The following is an 18,032-nucleotide window of genomic DNA, read 5'->3' on the forward strand; positions in this document are numbered from 1 at the left end:
GATTGCAGCTGGTGATTGACTGGGGCGCTCAGCGTATTATGGGAGCAATACGCCCCCAAAAACTCATGGAGTATCTCGATGCGCGTTTCTGCTCTGCTGGTTGCGGTCAGCCTGATCGGGATTTCGCCTGTGTCAGCACAAACTGCTGCGGGGCCAGCCAATGGCAACGGTGTGCCACAAATGGTCACCCAAACGCCAGCCAGCGCGCTCAGCGCGCTGTTTGCGCTGAGCGATTCCGGCAATCTGAAGCGCAATCCCATCGGCCTCCTGTTTCGCGGGGATACCAGCCGCGCCGATTATCTGGGCGAATGGCTGACCGACGCGGCCTTTGCCGCCGAGAAAAAAGCCGCCGAAGCCGAGCTGAACGCCCTGGCTGGCATCGACCGCAACGCCCTGACCGCCGGTGAGCAGATCAGCTATGATGTGTTCAAATGGCAGCGGGAAACCGATCTGGCCGGACTGCAACCGCAGCTGCTGGCGGCCACCGCGCCCCGGCCGATCGACCATTTTTTCGGCTTTCACAACTTCCTTGCCGAGCTGCAATCCGGCGAAAGCGCCGCGCCGTTCAAGACGTTGAAGGATTATGAGGACGCCCTGAAGCGCAGCGATCAGTTCGCGCGCCTGCTTGATCTGGCGGTGCTGCGGTTCCGGCAGGGCATGCAATCGGGGGTGGTGCAGCCCAAACTGGTGGTACGCAACACCATCGATCAATTGAACAATCTGACCGCTGGCGGCACCGCCAAATCAATCATGATGAAGCCGGTCGCCGCTTTTCCGGACAGCATCTCGCCAGCCGACCGCACCCGGCTGACGGCGGCCTACACGGCGATGATCGGGGACCGGGTCAATCCGGCGCTGCTGCGCCTGCGCGATTTCCTGGCCAATGAGTATCTGCGGGTGGCGCGTGACCTGGTCGGCCTGTCGGCCATGCCCGGCGGCCCGGCGCTTTATGCCTATCTGGTGGCCAGCAACACCACCACCGCCAGAACACCGGACGAAATCCACAACATCGGCCTGTCCGAAGTGGCGCGCATCCTGAACGGCATGGACGAGGTGCAAAAGCGCGTCGGCTTCAAGGGCGACCGCAAGGCGTTTTTTGAACATTTGCGCACCGACACACGCTTCAAGTTCGCGTCGGCCCAGGCGATGGGCGACGCGTTCCGCACCACCGGCAAGCAGGTTGATGGCGTCGTGGGCCGGCTGTTCGACACGCTCCCCAAAACCGCGCTGGAAATCCGCCCGGTGCCGCCGCACCGCGAGAAAACCGATGCGGCCGGTAGCTATCAGGGCGGCACACCCGACGGCAGCCGGCCCGGCATCTTCTATTACAACGCCTATGACCTGCCCTCCCGCAGCAACTATGGCGTGGAAACACTCTATCTGCACGAAGCCGTGCCCGGCCATCATTTCCAGATCAGCCTGGCGCAGGAAAACGACAAATTGCCAGCGTTTCAGCGGTTTGGCGGCAACACGGCTTTTGCCGAAGGCTGGGCGCTCTATGCCGAAAGCCTGGGGCCGGAGCTGGGCATGTTCAGCGATCCCTACCAGTTGATGGGCCGCTATGACGACGAGATGCTGCGCGCCATGCGCCTGGTGGTGGACACCGGCATCCACAGCAAAGGCTGGGGCCGTGACCAATCGATCGAATATATGCTGGCCAACAGCAGCATGAGCCGCACCGATGCCACGGCCGAAGTTGAACGCTATATCGCCATTCCCGGACAGGCGCTGGCCTACAAGATCGGCCAGCTCACCATCAGCCGGCTGCGCGCCAAGGCACAAACTGCGCTGGGGCCGAAGTTCGACATCAAGCGCTTTCATGCGCAAGTGTTGATGACCGGCGCACTGCCGATGGCGGTGCTGGAGGCCAAGATCGACCGCTGGATTGCCAGCGGCGGACAGGCGCCCAGCCAATGAGGCTCAGGCCTTGACCAGCCCTTTTTCGATCAGGCTGTGTGCGCAATCGAGGATGGTCGCGGTTTCGTCGCGGGTTCTCCAGCCGAGCCGTTCCAGCGCGTGCGCGGCGCTGGCTTCGCGGCGGCGGCCGAGTTCGGGCACCACCATCTTGACGGTGGCATCGAAATTTCCAAGCAATTTCAGCAGCCAGTTCGGCAAGCCCCGGCTGGGCACCCGGCGCGCCTGGCGGCCCAGGCCAGATTGCAGCACCTGCGCCACCTCACGCATCCACATGAAGCGGCCTTGCGCGATGAAGCGTTCGCCGTTCAATCCCGGCGCTGTCATCGCCAGCACATGCAGATCGGCGACATCGCGCACATCGACCACGCCAAAGCCAAGATTGGGGAGGCCGGGCAAGGCCCCATCGAGCAATTTTTTCACCACTTCGAGGCTGGTCGAAAAATCACTGCCGAGCACTGGCCCAAGCACCGCCGACGGGTTGATCGACACATAGTCCATGCCGGCGCCGTTGGCCGCCATCCACTCGCGCGCCGCCTGCTCCGCCAACGTCTTGGACTTGATATACGCATAGGCGTCCAGGCTGTTGACGTTCGACCAATCGGCTTCGGTGAACGGCGCGCTGCGGGCTTCACCATGGCCATAGGCGATCGCCGCCATGCTGCTGGTCATCACCACGCGCTTCACACCGGCTGCGTGAGCAAAGCGCAGCGCGCGCAGCGCGCCTTCGCGGGCGGGGATGATCAGATCATTGGCGTCCTTGGGTTCGCCCGTTGGGATCGGTGAGGCGATATGCTGGACATAGTCGCAGCCCGCCATGGCTTCGGCCCAGCCTTCGTCGCTGGTCAGATTGCAGGCGACCAGCTCCAGATCGGGCAGACCCAACGTGGCGCGCACCTCGGCAGCGCGCGCCAGATTTCGTATCGTGCCACGCACCTGCCAGCCATCGGCCACCAGCTTTTGCACGATGAAACCGGCGATATAGCCGGACGCGCCGGTGACCAGCACCTTGTTGTTGTTCGCAGCCATTGCCAATCCTCCGCGTTTCTGAGCCCGTCTTTAGCCGAGCAGCGCCGGTTCGCGCCACGCTTATCAGTGCAGTTGCAGCGGCGGCGGATTGCTGGCGCGAAAAGTAACGGGTTGGCAGCAGCGCGGCAGCGGGTCATTGAAGCGCAGTGCAGACTCCCAACCCCTTTGCCGGCGCGGCCAGTGCATCGCTGCCGCGCCGTGAATTCGCTGTGGTCTTCATGGCGCTGCTTACCGTGGCAGCGGGCAACACCGCGTTGCAGACGGTGCTGCCCGCCATCGCCCGGGTCATCCATCTCCCCGATATGATGGTGGCCGTGATCTTCTCCTTTTCGGCCTTGTTGTGGACCTTCAGCGCGCCTTACTGGGCTCGGCAAAGCGATGTGCGCGGCCGGCGGCGGCTGATGCTGGTCGGCTCGATGGGCTTCCTTGTTTCAATGACGGGCTGCGGCATTGCCATATATGCCGGGCTGAACGGCTGGCTGGCGCCCATCGCTACCTTTGCGGTGTTTGCCGCGCTGCGCAGCCTGTTCGGCATTTTCGGTTCGGCGGCCAATCCGGCCGCGCAGGCCTATGTTGCCGGCCGCACCAACGAGCAAGATCGCACGGCTGCGCTATCCAGCCTGTCATCGGCGTTCGGCCTAGGCACCATCATCGGGCCAGCGATTGCGCCGCTGTTCATTCTGGCGCCGCTGGGGCTATCCGGACCGATGTTTGCCTTTGCCGGCATCGCCCTGTTGGTCATGGTTGCCGTGGCCCGCATATTGCCGGATGATGACCCCACCCACCGGCCCGGCAATGCCCAGATGGGCAGCGGCGCGCCGTCGTCGGAGCCCAATCTGGCCGGTGCCGCGACTGGCGCCAACGTCAGTGCGGCCGCCGCCGGCCGGCCCAAACGGCTGAGCGTGAAAGACAGCCGCATCGCGCCGTTCATGATTTTCGGCTTTGTTTCGGGATCGGTCCAGGCGGCTAGCGGCCAGACCGTGGGCTTTCTGGTGATCGATACGCTGGGCGGCGACGCACTGGGTTCGCAGCACAGCATTGCGCTGATTTTCATGGCCGGGGCATTTTCAACGTTGCTGGCGCAATGGGTGCTGATCCCGCAATTGCGCTTGACCCCGCCGGCGCTGATGCGCTGGGGCACCGTGATTGCCGCCATCGGCACCGCAGGCATTGCGCTTTCCGGCAATCTCTACGGCCTGGTGCTGGCCTTTGCGCTGATGAGCATGGGCTATGGCCTTGCTCGGCCGGGGTTCACCGCCGGCGCCAGCATCGCCGTTTCACGCGCCGAACAGGGCGGCGTTGCCGGCGCTGTCACCTCAGTGAACGGCAGTTGCTTCGTGTTTGCGCCCGCTGTGGGCATCGGCTTGTACCAGTTCAGCCACACGCTGACTTATTGGCTGAGTGCTGGCGCGCTGGCCTGCCTGGCAGTGTATGCCTTTACCCAGCCCGCGCTTCGCCGCGAGCCAAGCGACCATGTTGAAAACTGAGCAGCGCCAATCCCGGTGCGGGAGGCGGTGGCAGCAAAACTGCTGCCGCCGCCCTCCGCATCACGCGCCAGCCGGTGCCTCACCCAGGCCGGTGCCGCGGCGGCCAGCCTTGGGGATGGCCGATGCGCCGGCAGACTGGCGCGTCACAGGCGTGGTGGTGGCCGAACCGCGATCGATGGTGCCGCCATCCATCACCTTCTTGATTTCATCGCCCGTCAGCGTCTCATATTCCAGCAGCGCGCCAGCGATGGCGTGGAGCTGGTCGATATGATCCGTCAGCAGCTGCTTGGCCCGGTCATAGCCCTTGGTCACCGTTGAGCGCACTTCTTCGTCGATCAACTGCGCCGTCTGCTCCGACATGTTCTGAGTGCGCGATATGCTCTGGCCCAGGAAGGATTCTTCCTGGTTCTCCGTATATTTCAACGGCCCCAGCTTGTCGGACATGCCCCACTGCGTCGCCATCGAGCGCGCCAGATCAGTAGCGTAGCTGATGTCGGACGACGCACCGGACGACACCTTGTCATAGCCGAAGATGAGTTCTTCGGCGACACGGCCGCCCATCGACACCGCCAGATTGGCGTACATCTTGTCACGGTGGTAGCTGTACTGATCCCGTTCCGGCAGGCGCATCACCATGCCCAGTGCGCGGCCGCGCGGGATGATGGTGGCCTTGTGGATCGGATCCGATGCCGCTTCGTGCAGCGACACCAGCGCGTGGCCGGCCTCGTGATAGGCCGTCATCTTCTTTTCATCTTCGGTCATCGCCAGCGTCTTGCGCTCGGCGCCCATCAACACCTTGTCCTTGGCATCTTCGAACTCGCGCATCGATACCAGCCGCTTGCCGCGCCGTGCGGCCAGCAGCGCCGCTTCGTTGACCAGATTGGCCAGATCGGCACCGGCAAAGCCGGGCGTGCCGCGCGCGATGGTGCGGGCGCTGACATCCGGCGACAACGGCACTTTCTTCATGTGCACTGCAAGAATCTTCTCGCGGCCATCGATATCCGGGCGGCCAACCACCACTTGGCGATCGAAACGGCCGGGACGCAGCAAGGCTGGATCTAGAACATCGGGCCGGTTGGTGGCCGCGATGATGATAATGCCTTCGTTGGCATCAAAGCCGTCCATTTCCACCAGCAGCTGGTTCAGCGTCTGCTCGCGTTCATCGTTGCCGCCGCCCATGCCGGCGCCGCGGCTGCGGCCGACAGCGTCGATTTCATCGATGAAGATGATGCACGGCGCGGCCTTCTTGCCCTGTTCGAACATGTCGCGCACACGGCTGGCGCCGACACCCACGAACATTTCGACAAAGTCCGAACCGGAGATCGAGAAGAACGGCACATTGGCTTCGCCGGCGATGGCGCGTGCCAGCAGTGTCTTGCCGGTGCCGGGCGGGCCGACGAGCAGCGCGCCTTTGGGGATCTTGCCGCCAAGACGGCTGAAGCGGGTGGGGTCCTTGAGGAAGTCGACGATCTCTTCCAGCTCTTCGCGGGCTTCGTCGATACCGGCAACATCGTCGAAGGTAACGCGGCCTTCCTTTTGCACCAGCAATTTGGCCTTGGATTTGCCAAAGCCCATGGCACCGCGGCCGGCGCCGTTCTGCATCTGGCGCATCACGAAAATCCAGATACCGATCATCAGCACGAACGGCAGCATGTTGAACAGCAATTGCATGAACAGTGACCGGCTTTCTTCGGGCCGAGCATCAAAGCGCACGCCCTTGGTACGCAGCCGTTCGATCAGCTGTGTGTCACCGGGATTGAAGGTGCGAAACTGTTCGTCGTTGCTGGTGCGGCCGACAATTTCGTCACCGCGAATTTCCACCGATTTGACCGCGCCGTCATCTACCCGGGCCAGAAAATCCGAATAGGCCACGGCATCTCCGCTGCGCGAGGCGCTTGGCCCCTGCATCAGATTCACCACCACCGCCAGACCAATCAATATGGCCACCCACATGCCGACGTTCTTCATCCACGGGCTGGGCGGGCGCTTGTTGGGACCTTCGGACATCAAAACATCATCCTGATCTTGAAATTGGGCGCGATCCTGCACAACAAGAACGGCCTGGATGGTTGAAGATAAGCCGGATTGGCGTGGTTGCAATCAGGCTGTGCTATTCTGCCTCGCCATTTGGGCAGTTTCGCCCTGATTTGGGGCCGATACGTCGCAGCGGCGCACGCTGCAACCGCCAGATCAGCCCGGCGCGCACGCAAACACCGGCCAAAGTGCCCGGTTTGCCGCTGGCGAGTCGCGCCGCCAGCCGGGCGACATCACCGCCGCGCGGCAGTGCACTGCCAGGCTCTGGCCCAAGCTCCGACACCCCGCGCGCCAGCAGACGCAATCTCAGCGCAGTGGGCAGGCCGCGCACATCCATCAGCAAGACGCCCGGTGGGCCATGGGTTACCCGCCCATCCCACGCCAGCTGTGCTGCCCACGCCAGCGCCTGCGCATCCTGCGCCAGATGGGCCGCAGCACGCGCAAGCGCTGGCACGGCAAGGCCGCTGGCGGCCAACGCCGTGCGGATGCGGCTGCGATCGTGGCGCGGATCACGGTTGGATGGATCGTCAATGACCTGCCAGCCCGCTTCGCCCGCTATGGCGATCAGGCTGGATTTGCGCACCGCCAGCAGCGGCCGCACCAGCAACACAGCCGGCTGCAGCTGCCGAACCGGGCGAATACCGGCGAGGCCATCGGAGCCGCTGGCGCGGTCCAACCGCATCAGCAGTGTTTCGGCTTGATCATCGGCATGATGCGCTGTCAGCAACAGGCCTTGGCCATGCGCTGCGCACCAATCCGCCAGCATAGCATAGCGCGCGGCGCGGGCGCGGGCCTGGACATTTGATGCAAAGCCCGCACCGGGACGCAGCAGCGTGACATGCGCGATACCACGCGCCGCACATTGCGCCGCCACCGCCGCCGCTTCGTCCGCTGATGCGGCGCGCAAGCGGTGATCGACGGTCAAGGCGGTCACGCGTCCGGCAAATGCGGCCTGCGCCAGGCCGAGCAGCGCCAAACTGTCCGGCCCGCCCGACACCGCGACTGCCAGCCGTTCCGCCGCCGCCACCGGCCGGCCAAGCGCGCCCGCGATCAGCGCCGCGAGATCGGGGAGCGGTTCAGGCAGATGGATTCGGGCCAGATGCGTTCGGCACGGGGCATTTGGCTCGCACGCGCTGGCGGCCGGCATCGGCCTTTTGCGTATCGGTCAGCTTGGCACCATAAACCGCAGTCAGCTCGTCCAGCACCTGGCAAGCGTTGTTGGTCTTGGCCATCGCGGTCAACGCGCCGGCCAACCCGATCAGGGCATCAGGCGCCGGCGCTGATCTCGGCGCTGACTGATACACATTCAAGAATGCCTGCGCGGCCTGCGCATGCTGGCTGCGGGCGGCATGCGACCGGCCCAGCCAATATTTGGCTTGCGCGGCGCGCGGCGATTTCGGCCATTCGGCGGCAAATCTGGTCATTGCCGTTTCCACAGCCGGCCAATCGCGTGCAGTCACCTTCGGGTAGGCCAGCGCCCAAGCGGTGTCGGCCGTTGCCGGCTTGGCAGCAGGCGTTGCTGGCGAAGGGGCGGGCGGCGCAGCAGCAGCTGGCGCGGCCGGCGTTGTCCCGTCCGCTGGAACAGCCGCAGCGGCAGCCCTCGAGCCTTCAAGCGCGGTCAGCCGAAATTCGACATCGCCCTTCAGCCGGCGCTGGCCGTCTTCCAGCTGGCGCAGCTTATATTCCATGGCCTCGATCTGGCCAGTCATGCCCTTCAAGCTGCTTTCGAGCGCATCGACGCGCGCGGTGAGATCGGCGATCGGCATGGAGGCCGGGGCGGCAGGCGGGGCGGCGACAGGCGCCGGCGCCCCAGCCGGGATTTCCGGTTCAAAAAACCGCGTGTCACCGCCAGGAAACACCTTGCGCTGCACCGCCCGCATTTCCGATTCGATTTTGCCAACGCGGCGATCGAGCTTGCCGACATCGACAGCTTGCGCCGCAACCGGGGCCGGAAACACGAGTGCAGAAACCAACAGCATGGGCAGCGGGCGAACCATATCAATCTCCGGGCGGGCGGTCCGGCTGTGGCCCAAGCGGCCTTGCCGCTGGCTGAACAGCCGGGCCTGGCGGCGCGGCTGCAAACCGCGCTGCCAGCGCCGGCGCTGTCAAAACCACGCCGTCGATGGTCGACACCGGCCCGCCAAGCGCCGGCAGATCGGTGCCGCCCACCGAAATCTGCACCATGCCCGCCCGGCCGGCCCGCAACGTCAGCGGTGGGCCATCGGCTGGCACCTCAAAACGCTGCCCGGCACCTAGCACACCCATGAACACCCGCCGGCCGGTGCTGCGATCATAGATCTTGATCCAGACATCTTCCTTGGCCATCAGCACCACCGCGCCGCCTGCCATGACGGCTGGCACCGCCGCTGGAAAAGTGCCGGCCGGCACGACCGGGGCAAGGTCGCCGGCCGCCCGTGGTGGCAGCAGCGGTTCAGCCGGCAGAACTTCTGCGGCGGCAACCGGTTCGGCTTGAATGGCGGCCGGCGGCGCCGGATCGAATGCGCCCGCACCATAAAATCCCAATGCCGTGATCAACACCACCAACAGCGCCAGACTGCTGAGGGCTGTGCGGCGCGATGGCAGCCGCGATTCGGGCAACGGGTCCAGATTCAGCGCCGTTGGCATGTGCGGTACAATGCTGGTTTCGGCGCGGAACTGCGCGGCTGCGGCTTCGGGATTGAGGCCAATGGCGCGTGCATAGCTTTTTACGAACCCGATCGCATAAGGCAGGGCTGGCAGCGACCGATGATCATCCGCTTCGATCGCCATCAGGTGGCGCAGCGGGACGCGCGTTTCGCGAGCGATATCTGCCAAGTCGCGTCCGGACACAGCCCGGCTTTCTACCAGCAGGCCACCCAGCGTCAGCCGCGCTGCCAACACCGATGGCGCGGGAGGCGGTGCAGCATCAGGACTGTCCGGCAAATTGCTCATATTATCCACGTCTGACACCGGGCGACCCTCCCGCTTCCGGTTCGGCTTTGGCCAGCTAGCGGAGTAGAGTCAATGACGCTGCAAGAGCGGCTGTGCGGGCCTGGCTTGGCGCCGCCTGCCCCGGCCTGCCGCAGCGCAGCACGGGCGGCTTGCCCAAAAGCCGCCCGTGCCCTATGGCCGCGCCAGTCTCATCGGCATCCAGCCGCTGCGGCGATTGCCCTTTTGCTGCCCCGGAAGCCCCGCATGTCCATTCGCAACATCGCGATCATCGCGCACGTCGATCATGGCAAGACCACTTTGGTCGACCAGTTGTTCCGCCAGTCGGGCACCTTTCGCGACAACCAGCGGGTCGCCGAACGTGCAATGGATTCAAACGACCTGGAAAAGGAACGCGGGATTACCATCCTGGCGAAATGCACCAGCATCGAATGGCCAAGCGCTTCCGGCGAGACATTCCATATCAACATCGTCGATACCCCCGGCCACGCCGATTTCGGCGGTGAGGTGGAGCGCATCTTGTCGATGGTCGATGGCGTCATCCTGCTGGTCGATGCCGCCGAAGGCCCGATGCCGCAAACCAAGTTCGTGTGCGGCAAGGCGCTGGCTTTGGGCCTGCGCCCGATCGTGGTGGTCAACAAGATCGATCGCCCGGATGCGCGCGCCGATGAAGTGCTGAACGAGGTGTTCGATCTGTTCGTCACCCTCGAAGCCAGCGACGAACAGCTCGATTTCCCGACCCTCTACGCCTCGGGCCGCAACGGTTATGCCGGCATGGATGAACATGTGCGTTCGGGCGATCTGAAGCCATTATTCCAGAAGATCGTCGATCATGTGCCGGAACCGGCGGGTGATCCGGATGGCGAATTCAAGATGCTGGTGTCGCTGCTTGATCGCGATTCGTTCGTGGGCCGCATCCTCACCGGCCGGGTGATTTCCGGCACGTTGAAGGTCAACACCCCGATCCATGCGCTGAATCCGGACGGCACGATTGTCGAAGCCGGCCGCGCCTCCAAGATTTTCGCTTTTCAGGGCCTGGAACGCGTGCCCGTGGAGGAAGCCAAGGCTGGCGACATCATCGCGCTGGCCGGCCTGACCAAGGCCACGGTTGCCGATACCATCGCCGACGTGAGTGTTTCGGAGCCGCTGCACGCCCAGCCCATTGATCCGCCGACCCTGTCGATGACCTTTAGCGTCAATGATTCGCCTTACGCCGGCCGCGACGGCAGCAAGGTAACCAGCCGCATGATCGCCGATCGTCTGATCCGCGAAGCTGAAGGCAATGTCGCCATCAAGATCACCGAGAGCGCCTCCAAGGATGCGTTTGAAGTGGCCGGGCGCGGCGAATTGCAACTGGGCGTGTTGATCGAAACCATGCGCCGCGAAGGCTTTGAGCTGTCCATCGCGCGTCCGCGCGTTATTTTCGGCACCGACGATAACGGCAAGCGCACCGAGCCGTATGAAACTGTCGTCATTGACGTCGATGAGCAGTATTCGGGTTCGGTCGTGGAGAAAATGGCCGGCCGCAAGGCTGAGATGACCGACATGCGCCCATCGGGCGGCGGCAAGACCCGGCTCACTTTCTCGGCACCGTCGCGCGGCCTGATCGGCTATCATGGCGAGTTTTTGTCGGACACGCGCGGCACCGGCATCATGAACCGGCTGTTTGAAAAATATGGCCCGCACAAAGGCCCGATCAGTGGCCGTGCCAATGGCGTGCTGATTTCCACCGAAAGCGGCGACGCGGTTGCTTACGCGCTCGGCTATCTGCAGCCGCGCGGCACGTTGATGATCGCACCGGGCGAATCGGTTTATCAGGGCATGGTAATCGGCGAGAACGCCCGCGATGACGATCTTGAAGTCAACCCGCTGAAATCCAAGGCATTGACCAACTTCCGCGCCAGCGGCAAGGATGATGCCATCGTGCTCAGCCCGCCCAAGAAGCTGACGCTGGAACAAGCCATTGCCTATATCGACGAGGATGAACTGGTTGAGGTGACACCCAATTTCATCCGCCTGCGGAAGATTCACCTGGATCCTAACGAGCGCAAGCGCGCGAGCCGCGCCCGCTCTGCCGGCTGAGCCGTTTTCAGCCCAACCCCGGGCTGTCCACTGCGACAATGGCGCGTTTGCGGGATATGCCGCCAGCGCCTAAGCCGCGCGTCCGGTGCATTCCGGCCGCGCGCTCGTTGGTAGGCGCTGCTTGATGGAGGGAATCTCCCAATGTCCACGACACTAATCGACGATGATTCGCCTCTCGATGCGCCGGCACGTGCTGATTTTGTCACGATCCCCAAGGAAGACGCCGAAGCCGCTATTCGCACCCTGATCCGCTGGACCGGCGACGATCCCGACCGCGAAGGCTTGCTCGACACGCCGGCGCGGGTGACGCGGGCATGGCGTGAATATACCAAGGGCTATGCCGAAGACCCCGGCGTGCACCTGGCGCGCACCTTTGCCGAAGTGGGCGGCTATGATGAAATCGTCATCTTGCGCGACATTCCGTTCCAGTCCCATTGCGAACACCACATGGCACCGATCATCGGTAAGGCGCACATCGCCTATCTGCCGCGCAGCCGCGTGGTGGGCATTTCGAAACTGGCGCGGGTGCTGCACGGCTATGCCCGCCGGCTGCAAGTGCAAGAGCGTCTTACCGCCGAAGTGGCCGATTGCATCCAGACCCATCTCGATCCGATCGGGGTGGCTGTTGTGATCGAAGCCACGCACGCCTGCATGTCGGCACGCGGCGTGATGACGCCCGGCGTGGTCATGACCACCAGCCGGATGATGGGCGTGTTTCGCGAAAACCACGGCAGCCGATCCGAAGTGTTGCGCCTGATGGGCAAAGGCTGAAGCATCAGGCCGCGCAGCCTGAGTAGTTTCCGCAGAATGCGCTGGCGCCGGCCAGAGCGTATATCCACGCCATGAACTACTACCTTTCCTTTTTGCCGTTTGCCGCGGCCTGTGCCGTTGCGGCCCAGACCCCGCCCCAATCGCCACTTAACACGCGCACCGGCGCCGAAGCCGTGGTTGGGCCCGAAAAAGGTGAAAAGGATGAGCAGCTGGGCCGGGCCGCCAGCCGCCCGCTGCGAGACCTCAACATCATGAAGCCCAAGCTCGCCGCCGAACTGGAGGCGATCATGGCCTCCCCCTATGATGTTGCCGGCCTGAGGACGTGCCGCGGTCTGAACGGCGAAGTCAACCGGATGACTGGTATGGTCGGCCCAGATGTGGACGATCCTAGCCTGAATGCCCGCAAGGGCCGCGACCCGGTGGAGTTTCTGCTCGACAGCGCCGAAGGCATGACCGGCAACCTGATCCCCGGCCAAGGCCTGATCCGTGAGATCACCGGTGCCAGCAAGGTGGCGAGCAAGGTGGCTGCGGCGCGGCTGGCCGGACAGCTGCGGCGCAGTTACATCAAGGGAACGATGAAAGCCCGCGGTTGCCGCTTGACGCTCGCAGCCACGGCTCCCGCAAAGCGGTAATTTGCCAGTCGCTGCTGCTGCCTGTATTCGCTGCCGCTCTCTGGTGGTTCAGGACAGTCATTCATGCAGGTGGGCACAGCCCAGGATGTTACGACAAACGGCACTGGCCTGCGCGCCCTGCTGACGCTGGCTGCGCCGGTGGTGGCGTCGCGGCTGGGCATCATGGCGATGGGCCTTGTCGATACCATTATCGTTGGGCAGCACAGCGCGGCCGAGCTTGGCTTTCACGCTCTGGGCTGGGCAGTAACCGGTGTGGTATTGACCACGGCGCTGGGCCTGTTGTCGGGGGTGCAGGTGCTCACCAGCCAGGCCATCGGCGAAGGCCGCGCCGCCGATACCGGCGCCATCCTGCGGCGCGGCCTGGCCTATGCGGCGTGGGTGTCGGCCTTGTGCGCGCTGTTTCTGGCGGTGGCGGGCGGGCCGATGCTGGAGGCATTCGATATGGCGCCGGGCCTGGCGCAGGGCGCCACGCTGGTCTTGCAGGTGCAGGCGGTGTCGCTGGTTCCGATCCTGATTGCTGATGCCGGCATGTTCTGGCTGGAGGCCCATGGCCGCGCCATTCCGGGCATGGTGGCAATGTGGTCAGCCAATATCGTCAATCTGATTGTCAATTTGTGGCTGGTGCCGGGCGGCAATCTGTTGGGCGTGGAGGGCGCCGTGGCCAGCGCTTGGGCCACCTTTGCCAGCCGGTTGTTTTTGCTGGTGTTCATTGCGGCTGTGATCGTGCGCTGGCACCGCGCCCGCGAACTGGGCGTGTTCAGCCGCGCACCTGATGACCCTGCTGCCGTGCGCAACATGCGCAAGGTTGGTTATGGCGCTGCCACCAGCTATTTCATCGAAAGCCTGGCGTTTTCGGCCATGGCGATCTTTGCCGGCTGGATCAGCGCTGCCGCCGTGGCGGTGTGGGCCGTGGTGATCAATGTTGCAGCGTTGGTGTTCATGGTGCCGCTCGGCTTGTCGGTGGCCACATCGGTGCTGGTTGGCCGCGCCTATGGTGCGCGTGACCGCAGCGCCATGCTGGCGTCGGCAGCGCAGGGCAGCGCCGTGACCACCGCGGTGCTGCTGGCGGTTTCGGCCGGCGTGTGGCTGTTTCCGCAGGCGATTGCCGCCGCGTACACGCGCGAGGCCGCAGTCTTGGCCGGCATCGCCAGCGCCATGATCTTGTCGAGCTGGTTTTTCGTGGCGGACGGCTTGCAGGTGGTCGCCGCGATGGCGCTGCGCGCGCGCACCGATGTTTTTGCGCCGGCGGCCATCCATGTGGTTTCCTATGTGGTGGTGATGATGCCGCTGGCCTGGTGGCTGGGGATCAAATCAGGCGGCGGCGTCGATGGCCTGATCTGGGCGATCATCGTTGCCAGCGCGCTGTCGGCGGTGCTGCTGTGGGGCCGGTTCCTGTGGCTGGCGCGGGAGCAGTTTGCACCCGCCTAATGGCAGCCTGCGATTTTGGGGACTTGAGCCGCGCGCCATTCGCGCCGACACTGAACAAGCTTCAACAATCCGGGATCCGTCATCATGCGCAGCCTTGCCTCAATCGCCGCCGGATTGGCCGCCATCGCCGTGGCCGCCAGCGCGGGCGCAGCACATGCCAAAACCATCAAGGTGGCGGCGGGCGGCAATGCCCATGAAACGCTGCAAACCGCCCTGATCGAAGCGCAGCCCGGCGACACGGTACACATCACGGCCGGCCGCTATGCGCTTGCCGATGGGCTTTCGCTGGATGTGGACGGCGTTACCGTGATCGGCGACGGCCCCGACAAGACGATTTTGGACTTCACCGCTCAGAAGGGCGAGGGCGAAGGCCTGCTGATCACCTCGAACAATGTGGTGGTGCGCGATCTGGGCATCGAAAATGCGGCTGGCAATGGCGTCAAATCCAAGGGCAGCGATGGCATCGCGCTGGTCAATCTGCGGGTGGAGTGGACGGGCGGGGCCAAATCGACCAACGGCGCCTATGGGCTTTATCCGGTCAGTTCGAAAAATGTGTTGATCGACCGTTCGGTGGTGCGGGGCGCGTCGGATGCAGGCATTTATGTTGGCCAGTCCATCAACATCATCGTGCGCCGCAGCCGCGCCGAAATGAACGTGGCCGGCATAGAGATTGAAAACAGCTATGATGCCGACGTGATCGACAATGTCGCGACCAACAATGCCGGCGGCATATTGGTGTTCGATCTGCCCGATCTGCCGCAGCAGGGCGGCCGCAACGTCCGGCTGTCGAACAACCGCGTTCTGGCCAACAACCACGTGAATTTCGCTGCGCCCGGCAACATTGTCGCCGGCGTACCATCCGGCACCGGCATCATGGTGATGGCCAATGATCATGTCATGGTGGCGGGCAACGAGGTGACGGGCAACAATGGCAATGGCGTGATGATCGTTGCCTATACCCAGGCGTTCACTGACAAGAGCTACAATCCGCTGCCGCGCAGCGTGTTCGTGTCCGGCAATCGCTTTACCGGCAATGGCACCGCGCCGGCGTTTCGCGGCGGCAAGGAAATTGCGGCGGCCGTGGGCGGCACGGTGCCGCCAGTGATGTGGGATGGCATCACCCGCTATATGGTTCCGGGCGGCAGCGAAGTGGCGGTGCCAGGCGGCATCAGCAGCGATGCGCCCGGCATCACGCTGGGCCTGGGCCTGCAAGGCACGCCAGCCAGTGCAGCACGGCCAGCCATGTTGCCCATCGTGATGGCTGCGGCCACTGGCCGCCCCGCCATTGTTTTGCCGGCCGCACTGGAAGCCCGCAGCCGATGAAGCCGGCGGCGTGCCTGCTGCTCCTGGCCGCTGCGGCCCTGCTGCCAGGTGCCGGCCCTGCCGTGCAGGTGCAGGTGCAGGCGCAGCTGCTGCTGACACAGGACGCGCCGCGCCTTGCCGATTATGGCCTGTTCGATGCCGAAGGCCGGCCCGCGCCGGGCGTTTCGCCCTACACGCTTAACACGCCGCTGTTTTCCGATGGCGCCGAAAAATATCGCCATGTCTGGCTGCCGCCGGGCACCCGCGCCGATTACCGCGCCAGCGGCGTGTTGGCCTTTCCGGTCGGCACGGTGCTGATCAAGCGCTTTGCCTTTCCAGCCGACGCACGGCAGCCGGGGCGCGATCTGACGACGATCGAAACCCGCCTGCTCATCCACCGCCCCTCCGGCTGGGCCGCGCTGTCTTATGTGCAGGAAGGCGCGCAGGCCGTGCTGAAACGCGCCGGCAAGCGTGTCGCGGTCAACATCATCAACACCGCCGGGCAGCACCAGACCATCGATTATGCCGTGCCCAACCAGAACCAGTGCAAACAATGCCACCAAGCCGGCGAAGCGATCACGCCGATCGGCCCCACGGCTGGCAATTTGAACGGGGGCCTGGGCAACACCGGCCCCAACCAGTTGCTGCAGTGGGCCGCGACCAGCCGCTTGGCCGGGCTGCCCGCGGCCGGCGTGCCCGATGCCTTGCCACGCCTGGCGCGCTGGGACGATCCGGCCGAGCCACTGAACGCCCGCGCCCGCGCCTATCTGGCGGTGAACTGCGGCCACTGCCACAACCGGGCGGGCTTTGCCTCCAATTCCGGGCTCTATCTTGGTCCGGACGAGCAGACCCCGGCGCATCTGGGCATTCGCAAGCGGCCAGTGGCCGCCGGACGCGGATCGGGCGGCCGCGAATTTTCTATCCTGCCGGGCCAGCCCGAACAATCCATCCTGCTGCACCGCATGGAATCGACCGAACCCGGCGTGATGATGCCGCAATTTGGCCGAACGCTGGTGCACAGCGAAGGCGCTGCGTTGATCCGGCAATGGATTGCCGCGCTGCCCGAACCCGCGGCTGGCCCGATCAGTCCAGTCAACTGAGCCGGTTCAACGCGCGCAGCCCCGGCAGTACCGCCAGCACGCTGATGCTGGCCAACAGCAGCACCAGCGGCACGCCGGCCCCTGCGCTGACTGCCGCGCCCGCACCCAGCACGGCCACGACTTGAAACAGGCTGTTGATGATATTGTTGGCGGCAATGGCCGTGGCGCGCGCGCCGGCGGCACCCGCCGTCTGCAGCACGGCATAAAGCGGCACCGAAAACACACCGCCGGCCACCGCCATCACCAGCAAATCAACAAGCGCCCGCCAGCCCGCCAGCCCGGCCAGCAACCCGGCCACATCCTTGGGCGCTGCGCCAATCCCCGCCACGGCAAACCACAGATCAGCGCCGGCCGCGGCCATCACCAGCCCGGCCGGCACACACAGGCGCGTCGAAATCCGCCCCTTCAGCCAACGCCCCACTGCAATTGATCCGGCGGCGATCCCCACTGAAAACGCCGCCAGAAACAGTGTGGCGACCGCCTCGGTGCCGCCCATGTTGTTCTTGGCCAATGGCACGAACTGGCTGGTGTAAATCGCACCCAGTGCCCAGAACCACGATATCGCCAGCGTCGCCCGCCACAATGCCGCGCTGGCAAAGGCCCCGGCCAGCGCGGTGCGGCTGCTGCTCAGCGGGTTCCAGTCAATTGGCCCCAGGATTTCGGGCGCAGCCTCTGGCGGCGCGGGCGGGATGGCGCGCGCCGCCAGCCAGCCAATCACCGCGATTCCCAGCGCCGCCGGCCCAACGACGGAAGTCGCCAGCAAGCCGCCCGCCACCTGGCCCAGCAAAATCGCCACAAAGGTCGCGGCCTCCACAAGTCCGGTGCCAGCCACCAGCTCTCGCGGAGGCAGATGCTGGGGCAGGATGGCATATTTCATCGGGCCGAACAGCGTGGAATGGCAGCCCATCAAAAACACCACCGCCAACGCCAGCGGCAGGAGCCCCGTGGCCAGCGCCAGCCAGCCCAGCGCCATGAACATGATTTCAAACAGCTTTACCAGGCGAGCGATAGCAGCCTTGTCGCGCCGATCCGCCACCGAGCCGGCAATGCCCGAAAACAGGAAGAACGGCAGGATGAACAAGCCGGCCGCCGCCGATGCCAGCATCGCCGCCCGCGCCGGATCTGCCGCGGCAATTTCATAGGCCACAATGAAAACCAGCGCCGTGCGGTAGAGATTGTCGTTGAAGGCACCCAAAAACTGGGTGACAAACAAGGGGCCAAAGCGCCGCGTGGCCAGAAGCTGGATCATCTGCGACAAACCATGGGCCAGATGCGCGATGTCGTCCAGACTCGCGCCGAACCGGCCAATCGCGTAGAAGGCGATA

14 protein-coding genes are annotated in these 18,032 nt (G+C 64.6%); 8 read left to right on the forward strand and 6 right to left on the reverse strand.

Translation table 11 applies throughout. The annotated features are described in order from the left end of the window. The first annotated feature begins 78 nt into the window (after window positions 1-78). Window positions 79-1,917 (forward strand): DUF885 domain-containing protein, encoded by a 1,839-nt coding sequence (locus ABWP50_RS07735; RefSeq protein WP_353217420.1) that lies wholly within the window; start codon window positions 79-81, stop codon window positions 1,915-1,917. A gap of 3 nt (window positions 1,918-1,920) precedes the next feature. Here the strand turns inward: ABWP50_RS07735 and ABWP50_RS07740 are convergent, their stop codons facing one another. Continuing rightward, a complete protein-coding gene (locus tag ABWP50_RS07740) occupies window positions 1,921-2,943 on the reverse strand; it encodes an SDR family oxidoreductase (RefSeq protein WP_353217421.1) in 1,023 nt (340 codons plus the stop codon). 146 nt (window positions 2,944-3,089) lie between these two features. Between ABWP50_RS07740 and ABWP50_RS07745 the strand changes: the two genes are divergently transcribed. Beyond that, the gene (locus ABWP50_RS07745; protein ID WP_353217422.1) at window positions 3,090-4,430 is read left to right on the forward strand and encodes an MFS transporter; all 1,341 of its coding nucleotides are present in this window, start codon (window positions 3,090-3,092) and stop codon (window positions 4,428-4,430) included. 60 nt (window positions 4,431-4,490) lie between these two features. On the opposite strand, the gene ftsH is transcribed toward ABWP50_RS07745, so the two are convergent. The 4 genes from ftsH to ABWP50_RS07765 form a co-directional block, all read right to left on the reverse strand. Further along, on the reverse strand, window positions 4,491-6,437 hold the full coding sequence (gene ftsH, locus ABWP50_RS07750; RefSeq protein WP_353217423.1) for an ATP-dependent zinc metalloprotease FtsH: 1,947 nt from the start codon (window positions 6,435-6,437) through the stop codon (window positions 4,491-4,493). Between the two features lie 103 nt (window positions 6,438-6,540). Further along, on the reverse strand, window positions 6,541-7,491 hold the full coding sequence (gene tilS, locus ABWP50_RS07755) for a tRNA lysidine(34) synthetase TilS (protein WP_353217424.1): 951 nt from the start codon (window positions 7,489-7,491) through the stop codon (window positions 6,541-6,543). Window positions 7,492-7,540: 49 nt separating this feature from the next. Beyond that, a complete protein-coding gene (locus tag ABWP50_RS07760) occupies window positions 7,541-8,437 on the reverse strand; it encodes a YbgF trimerization domain-containing protein (RefSeq protein WP_353217425.1) in 897 nt (298 codons plus the stop codon). 25 nt (window positions 8,438-8,462) lie between these two features. After that, window positions 8,463-9,413 carry a helix-turn-helix domain-containing protein gene (locus ABWP50_RS07765; protein ID WP_353217426.1) on the reverse strand — a complete coding sequence of 317 codons (951 nt, stop codon included), beginning with the start codon at window positions 9,411-9,413 and terminating at the stop codon, window positions 8,463-8,465. Between the two features lie 225 nt (window positions 9,414-9,638). Between ABWP50_RS07765 and typA the strand changes: the two genes are divergently transcribed. The 6 genes from typA to ABWP50_RS07795 all read left to right on the forward strand — a co-directional run bounded on the left by typA (window position 9,639) and on the right by ABWP50_RS07795 (window position 16,707). Further along, on the forward strand, window positions 9,639-11,474 hold the full coding sequence (gene typA / locus ABWP50_RS07770; protein WP_353217427.1) for a translational GTPase TypA: 1,836 nt from the start codon (window positions 9,639-9,641) through the stop codon (window positions 11,472-11,474). A 141-nt stretch (window positions 11,475-11,615) separates the two neighbouring features. Then, entirely contained in the window at window positions 11,616-12,245 is a 630-nt protein-coding gene (folE, locus tag ABWP50_RS07775) for a GTP cyclohydrolase I FolE (RefSeq protein ID WP_353217428.1), read from the forward strand. 71 nt (window positions 12,246-12,316) lie between these two features. Then, window positions 12,317-12,877, forward strand: coding sequence for a hypothetical protein (locus ABWP50_RS07780; protein WP_353217429.1), 561 nt, complete (start codon window positions 12,317-12,319; stop codon window positions 12,875-12,877). A gap of 63 nt (window positions 12,878-12,940) precedes the next feature. Continuing rightward, window positions 12,941-14,305 (forward strand): MATE family efflux transporter, encoded by a 1,365-nt coding sequence (locus ABWP50_RS07785; RefSeq protein ID WP_353217430.1) that lies wholly within the window; start codon window positions 12,941-12,943, stop codon window positions 14,303-14,305. 84 nt (window positions 14,306-14,389) lie between these two features. Then, complete coding sequence (locus tag ABWP50_RS07790) at window positions 14,390-15,628, forward strand: parallel beta-helix domain-containing protein (RefSeq protein ID WP_353217431.1); 1,239 nt, start codon at window positions 14,390-14,392, stop codon at window positions 15,626-15,628. After that, window positions 15,625-16,707 (forward strand): SO2930 family diheme c-type cytochrome, encoded by a 1,083-nt coding sequence (locus ABWP50_RS07795; RefSeq protein WP_353217432.1) that lies wholly within the window; start codon window positions 15,625-15,627, stop codon window positions 16,705-16,707. Before ABWP50_RS07790 ends, ABWP50_RS07795 begins: the two co-directional genes overlap by 4 nt. Here the strand turns inward: ABWP50_RS07795 and ABWP50_RS07800 are convergent. Next, a partial coding sequence (locus ABWP50_RS07800; protein ID WP_353217433.1) for an MFS transporter occupies window positions 16,700-18,032 on the reverse strand: 1,333 nt, incomplete at its 5' end. The genes ABWP50_RS07795 and ABWP50_RS07800 overlap by 8 nt on opposite strands.

The sequence above is a fragment of the Sandarakinorhabdus sp. genome (genome assembly GCF_040398645.1).
In the GTDB taxonomy this organism is placed as follows: domain Bacteria; phylum Pseudomonadota; class Alphaproteobacteria; order Sphingomonadales; family Sphingomonadaceae; genus Sandarakinorhabdus.

Bases quoted from the DNA above. Each gene is read 5' to 3' on its own strand.
- ABWP50_RS07735 (WP_353217420.1), top strand. From the start codon at position 79: ATGCGCGTTTCTGCTCTGCTGGTTGCGGTCAGCCTGATCGGGATTTCG.
- ABWP50_RS07740 (WP_353217421.1), bottom strand. From the start codon at position 2,943: ATGGCTGCGAACAACAACAAGGTGCTGGTCACCGGCGCGTCCGGCTAT.
- ftsH (WP_353217423.1), bottom strand. From the start codon at position 6,437: ATGTCCGAAGGTCCCAACAAGCGCCCGCCCAGCCCGTGGATGAAGAAC.
- typA (WP_353217427.1), top strand. From the start codon at position 9,639: ATGTCCATTCGCAACATCGCGATCATCGCGCACGTCGATCATGGCAAG.
- folE (WP_353217428.1), top strand. From the start codon at position 11,616: ATGTCCACGACACTAATCGACGATGATTCGCCTCTCGATGCGCCGGCA.
- ABWP50_RS07780 (WP_353217429.1), top strand. From the start codon at position 12,317: ATGAACTACTACCTTTCCTTTTTGCCGTTTGCCGCGGCCTGTGCCGTT.
- ABWP50_RS07785 (WP_353217430.1), top strand. From the start codon at position 12,941: ATGCAGGTGGGCACAGCCCAGGATGTTACGACAAACGGCACTGGCCTG.
- ABWP50_RS07790 (WP_353217431.1), top strand. From the start codon at position 14,390: ATGCGCAGCCTTGCCTCAATCGCCGCCGGATTGGCCGCCATCGCCGTG.
- ABWP50_RS07795 (WP_353217432.1), top strand. From the start codon at position 15,625: ATGAAGCCGGCGGCGTGCCTGCTGCTCCTGGCCGCTGCGGCCCTGCTG.